Origin of the sequence: Paenibacillus terrae, from assembly GCF_005217525.1 — a bacterium.
Classification (GTDB): domain Bacteria; phylum Bacillota; class Bacilli; order Paenibacillales; family Paenibacillaceae; genus Paenibacillus; species Paenibacillus terrae_C.
Genome location: NZ_PNXQ01000018.1, coordinates 71,348 through 76,783 on the forward strand (window position 1 = coordinate 71,348; position 5,436 = coordinate 76,783).

At 48.8% G+C, this 5,436-nt stretch carries 6 protein-coding genes; all 6 read right to left on the reverse strand.

Annotated elements, in window-relative coordinates; genetic code table 11:
• The coding region (locus C1I60_RS26065; RefSeq protein ID WP_252361858.1) for an ATP-dependent Clp protease proteolytic subunit at positions 1-341 on the reverse strand (341 nt) is incomplete at its 3' end.
• A gap of 20 nt (positions 342-361) precedes the next feature.
• The gene (locus tag C1I60_RS23705) at positions 362-1,126 is read right to left on the reverse strand and encodes an RNA polymerase sigma factor (protein WP_137063959.1); all 765 of its coding nucleotides are present in this window, start codon (positions 1,124-1,126) and stop codon (positions 362-364) included.
• A 400-nt stretch (positions 1,127-1,526) separates the two neighbouring features.
• Positions 1,527-2,303, reverse strand: a complete 777-nt coding sequence (locus C1I60_RS23710) for a DNA and RNA helicase (RefSeq protein WP_137063960.1) — start codon at positions 2,301-2,303, stop codon at positions 1,527-1,529.
• 13 nt (positions 2,304-2,316) lie between these two features.
• Positions 2,317-2,472, reverse strand: a complete 156-nt coding sequence (locus C1I60_RS23715; protein WP_170970890.1) for a hypothetical protein — start codon at positions 2,470-2,472, stop codon at positions 2,317-2,319.
• Positions 2,473-2,531: 59 nt separating this feature from the next.
• Positions 2,532-3,044, reverse strand: coding sequence for an RDD family protein (locus C1I60_RS23720; protein WP_137063961.1), 513 nt, complete (start codon positions 3,042-3,044; stop codon positions 2,532-2,534).
• Positions 3,045-3,148: 104 nt separating this feature from the next.
• The coding region (locus tag C1I60_RS23725; RefSeq protein WP_252361859.1) for an Hsp70 family protein at positions 3,149-5,436 on the reverse strand (2,288 nt) is incomplete at its 5' end.

Genomic DNA, 5,436 nt, shown 5'->3' on the forward strand with positions numbered 1-5,436 from the left:
GCCATCCGCTTGCCCTTCGTGCCTCCGGTCAGCAAAATCGTACCAAAGCTCGCTGCCATGCCTGTGCATATGGTAGATATATCATTTTTCACAAATTGCATCGTATCATAAATAGCAAACCCTGCTGAAATGGACCCGCCCGGACTGTTAATATACATCTGTATGTCCTTCTCGGAGTCCTCGGCGGTAAGATGCAGCAGTTGCGCTACAATGACATTTGCCATATGATCCTCAATCTCGCCCGACACCATAATGATACGATCCTTTAATAGCCTGGAATAAATATCATAGCTTCGCTCTCCGCGACTTGTGTGCTCAATTACATAAGGAATGGTGCTCATTTGCCAAAACTCCCCTCTTGTTAAGCGGCCATCCTAGCCTGCATGTCATGGGAAGGATTAGAGTTCATTTGAGCGCCGGAAGAATAAAAGCTCTGATACAGCACAGATCCGGCAATCGCTATTGGCTCAGCCATATCGTTCAAGCCAAGCGCAATCCAGCGTTGTGCGTCTCCTGCACGAAAGGCCGCCAAATAAGCCTTAAGCCATTCCCGTTCCACTTCATGCTCAGGTAGGGTTACAGACTCCAGCCCATTTCCCTCTTTGTACTTCTGGGCAAGCAAAGCGCGGGCACGGCTTAGAGCCGCTTTTACCGCGCCCTCCGTCGTATCCAACAGTTCTGCCGTTTCCGACGCCGTATAGCCCCATACATCCCGCAGCACCAAGATGGTCCGCTGCCATGGTGATACATGTGTCATTAAATATTGAAGCGCGAGTTCCAAATCTGGTGTGTAATTTTCTTCATAACACAGTGAAGGCTCATCATACTTTCGGGTATAATTTCCTTCGCCAGGCACAGATAGGCGCTTTTGAGCATTTTGCCTGCGAATATCATCAATCCACCGATTCCGCGCGGAACGGATTAAATAAGCCTCGCCATTTTCCAGCTCATGCAGTTTTTTCTCAGATTGCAGCATATGCAGAAAAGTCGCCTGCGCCAAATCCTCCGCATCCCATGTGGAGCCTGTCAACGAAAGACAGTAGCGATACAACGCAGGAAGTACTTTTTCATACCCCTTAGCGTGGGAAGATTCATTTTTCATCCGTTCGGATATCACAAAGGCCATATTTGGGGCCCCCCTTTGTTCAGTCCATTTGAGTTTGAGTGTTTCATTGAGGTAGACGGAATTGTGTATCAAAAGGATACGGTCGTTTAATGGTTTTATTGTAACAAGTAAAATAAACAAAAAACAGCTGAAACCTCACATCTACCTCTGTCCAAATGAATGTCGATTTTTCGCAAATAAAGGAAGTTTCAATTCATCAAACGAGTATCTATAGTCTCAGTGACTTTATTCCTACTTCTGAACATATGTAAATTTTTATTTAAAAGAACAAATGGGGTTTACACACGATAATAATCCTAAACCCTACGAAAACAGCCCTCAGAGGTTAGAGTATCCTAGGTTCGGGATAATCCTGATGATGCCAAGTTAAAGCTTTTGGAGCTTTTCCTTCGCATTTAGACTAATCCACAATCATTCGTCCGGCTCCGCCACCTTGCCAACGCCCTGCTGTGCGTTTCCCCCGTCCAGCGCCTTCCATAATAAGAACTAACTGTCTGTGAAGCTGTACCTGGGAATAGTCTCTGTATTCCGCACCGCTTCGGTTCGCAATGTAATGCTGGATTGATTCTCTGTCCACGGCTTCCAGGTTCAGGCACATAAGCGCAAACATACAATCCATCGGATCGGTTGTGCCGCTTTTAAGCAGCTCCGATGCGAAGTAACGCATCGTCTCCGGACGCAATGTACTCTGCTTCACACCTGCAAAGGGAGCATGAATATCGCTCCATGTATTGAATTCGGTAGCCATGTCAGCAAAATCCTGATAGTCCGAGCGAAGCACGGCTCCATCTTTGAGCTTAAACCTGCCCAGCTCCAGCTCATCCAGACCCAGCTCTGGCTCATCCTCCAGCACAATATCCGCATGATGAACCGTGAAATCCGGTCGATCCGTTTGTTCCATAAATAGGAGCTTCAACACCGACAGCCGCCCCGTAGCCTTATATGGCACTTCCTGCTCTTGCTCCAGCAGGTACAGCCTGCCTTTGTGCTTTACAATGCCTCTGTCAATGGTCAGCGTGTGCTCCCCGACAGTGACGTTCATCCCGGTAATAATGCCATCCGAATAATCCTGATACCGGATATCCAGAAAACTGCGAGGATAATCTCGCAGATTTTCCAGCATCTCGGTTTTAAGAATACGGCCTTTCTCAAACTTCGGAACGATATGGGTTAACATGGTTGCCCTCCTTTCACAATTCTTCTTTATTCAGGGGAACAGACAGCCGATTCACACCGGGCGCAGGAGGCGGAACAGTAACTCCATCATCGGTGGGCTGAGCTTTACTTCCTCCGAGTAATCCAGTAAACAGACGAAAATTCTTTTCTAAAAATCTGCGTATATCCATCGTGCTCCCCCTGATTGAAAACTGTGATACATTAGAATTTTAAGGTCTATTTATCTGCCTTACATCCCGGCTCCCCGCTCGGCCTGCTCACGCAGGATATGATTCAGCTCACGTTTGTCCACGACGTAGGTACGAGCGATCAGATCGTGAAGGGCTTGTTTTCTAGCTGTGAAGGCTGTCATGATAAAGCCGATGCACAGAATGATAGCGGATATAAACTTACTCCAATGGCGGGCACTGGCACGTCCAAAGCTGAGCCTCTGGTTAAACTCATCAACCACAACGATCCCGAGAGCCAGCTTGCCCACGGAGGCTTTGCATTTGGAAGATTCCATAATCGCATGATACAGCCACATTACACCCCAATTAAGCAAAGTCTGCCCAACCATCTTCATGGTGAAAATAGGGGGCGATCCGTCTGTGAGTAAAGAGGTTGCCGCCGAAGAAGACCCCCAGTCCCCAATGGCTTGAATCACAAACCAGATCAGACCCAGAATCATAAACACGAACCACATCAACAGATTGTCAATAATACTCGCCAAAACCCGTTTCCAAAAACCTGCGTATAACATATTACATCCTCCATATATTATATTTATATTCCACGATGTTTCATGGTATTTCGCACTTCATAGTGTCTTCGTATCGCGCTGTGTGCTGTCTCTGTTGGCCTGTCCTACTTCGTGCCGTCAAAAAAATCCAGCTCGGAGAGATCGTTTTCGAAGGCAAAAAAGCGTTTGGGCCCCAGATGCAGCAATTCATCCCGGCGGGTAATCGGCACCACATAAAAGCCCCAACGGCTGTCGCCTGCAAATACAAAATATTTCGTCTCACCGTTGCGAATAGAGTCGGTATCATCCTGCGGAATATCCCGGCCGTATAGCACGGCAATTTCCTCATACGGCATCGGCTCAAAGGCTTCTGGCCGACTGCGGTACACATGGCGCTGACGCAGCTTGCCACCATTCGCCGTCAGAAAAAATTCTACCTCAGCGGCATGGGACGGCCTGGAAATAGAGCCTCGCACGCGGTTGCTTTCCAAGCTCGCAATCAGCTCCTTCTCGCGCCCCGTATGCGTCCATGCGCTGACGGTATACGGAATGGCTGGAATATGATTGGTAATGACAGGCTCAATCGTGCCCATTTTTTTGGCGTTCAGATAACGGATAGCGCCGCGCAGACAGGCCATTTTCAGCTCAGGCACCCGACTCAGGTCCTCCGCCTTCTGACGGAACTCAATACTGCGCCCCGGCACAAATTCCTTGAGCGCCTCACGAAACACATCAATTCGGCAGGACTGCCCAGTCAGCTTGATAATCGAATAATCCTGCAAGCGCCCCTCCTGATAAAAATCATCCAGAAACTTGCGCACAATATTATAGATATCTGCCTTGAGAAGCTGCTGTATTTCACGGATATTGAACACTACATCAGGCAATCCATATTCATCACGAAAACGTCCATTTTCGATGACTGAAACCAGCCAACGATCCATCACGGCAATGTTCAGATCACTTTCAGATGAAAATACCTGCTCGGATTCGAAGCGGCTGCGCAGGATGCCTGTGCGTAAGAAAAATTCCTTTTTCATATTTTCCGCCGCGCTCCACAGCAGATGAAAATTGCTTAGCACCCGCTGATATTCATCCCGTGTGGCATGCTCGTACTGCTTGAATGCCGTAGGCAAGATGGCCTCTGCCTCTCGATAACGTTCCTCCAGTCCCGCATACACGGCATCTACGCCAAACTCATCCACATGGCGGTACAAATCCCCGGAAGCAATGCCAATCAAGGCATCAATATCGGTGTCAGGCAACCGCGTTTCCGCAGCATAATAGCCTGCAAACACAATTTTCATGAACTGCATAATCCGATACGTCAGATTGTTTCCACCAAAATTGGTATCCCCATTTTCATACGTGGTGTGAATATCCAGCTTATAGGCAATGCGTCCATCCTCAATGCGGAATCGGCAGGATGATAAATCCGTTGTACCTCCACCGCAATCAATGACAAGGGCCTGATATTCCTCTCCGTCCGCAAACGTTCCTCGTTCCATCTGGTCTGCCAGTGTATTGTATAGCACAGCCAGCCCTTCATCCAGCGCATCCTCTGCTTCAATCCGGTAATCCGGTAAAATATCGCTAAACATCTCGATAAACTGCGGCTGTAGCTTGACGGGTGCCGAAAAATGCAGGTTACGAAACCGGCACTTAAATTGCTGCTCGGCTGTCGCAATCACATAGCGGATAAAAGCCGCTAAAATTTCGCTGCGGGAAGCGGTCGCCGTATTTCCCTCGGAATCCATTAATTCCTCGGTTCGCTTATAGTCATTGACCCAGCGCTTGATCCCCCGCAGTACCGTCGCCCGGCTGCCCGCTACATCCGTTCCTCGCAGTGCTTCCTCTCCGAATACGTATACGATATGCTCCGGGTTAGAGCAGTCCGCAACACGAATGGCGGTCGGCAACACTTCGATCCAATCTCCCTCCGCTCCCTCCGGGCCAGGGAAGGACACATAGTTGATCGCATTCAGCCGAACCGTGCTGCTCATGCCCGCATCCGGGGCAGTAACATAGGAGCTATCCAGATATGCTCCTGCCGTTGTGTTCGAGGTACCAAAATCAACTGCCAATACCGCATCTGTCGTTTCAGTACCGCGAATAATCAGCTCTGCTACCGGAATACGTTGACCTTGAAGCTTCAATGGCAACATCGGCTTATCTCCATAGTAGAGGTTATAAAAATATTCCGACTCCTGTCTTCGCAGAAACAGCAGGCTGTAATTATGATTGGTCGTCTCCCGCAGCTCAGCATCCAGATGTCGCGAAAGATAATATACGCCTGTCCGCCCCTCGTCCTTCACCAAATTCAAAATACCGCACAGGTCGCCTACCGCATTCACCAGCAGCACATTAGACGCATTCAGCCAGGGTAAGTCGGATTCAATCCGGTAATTGTCCA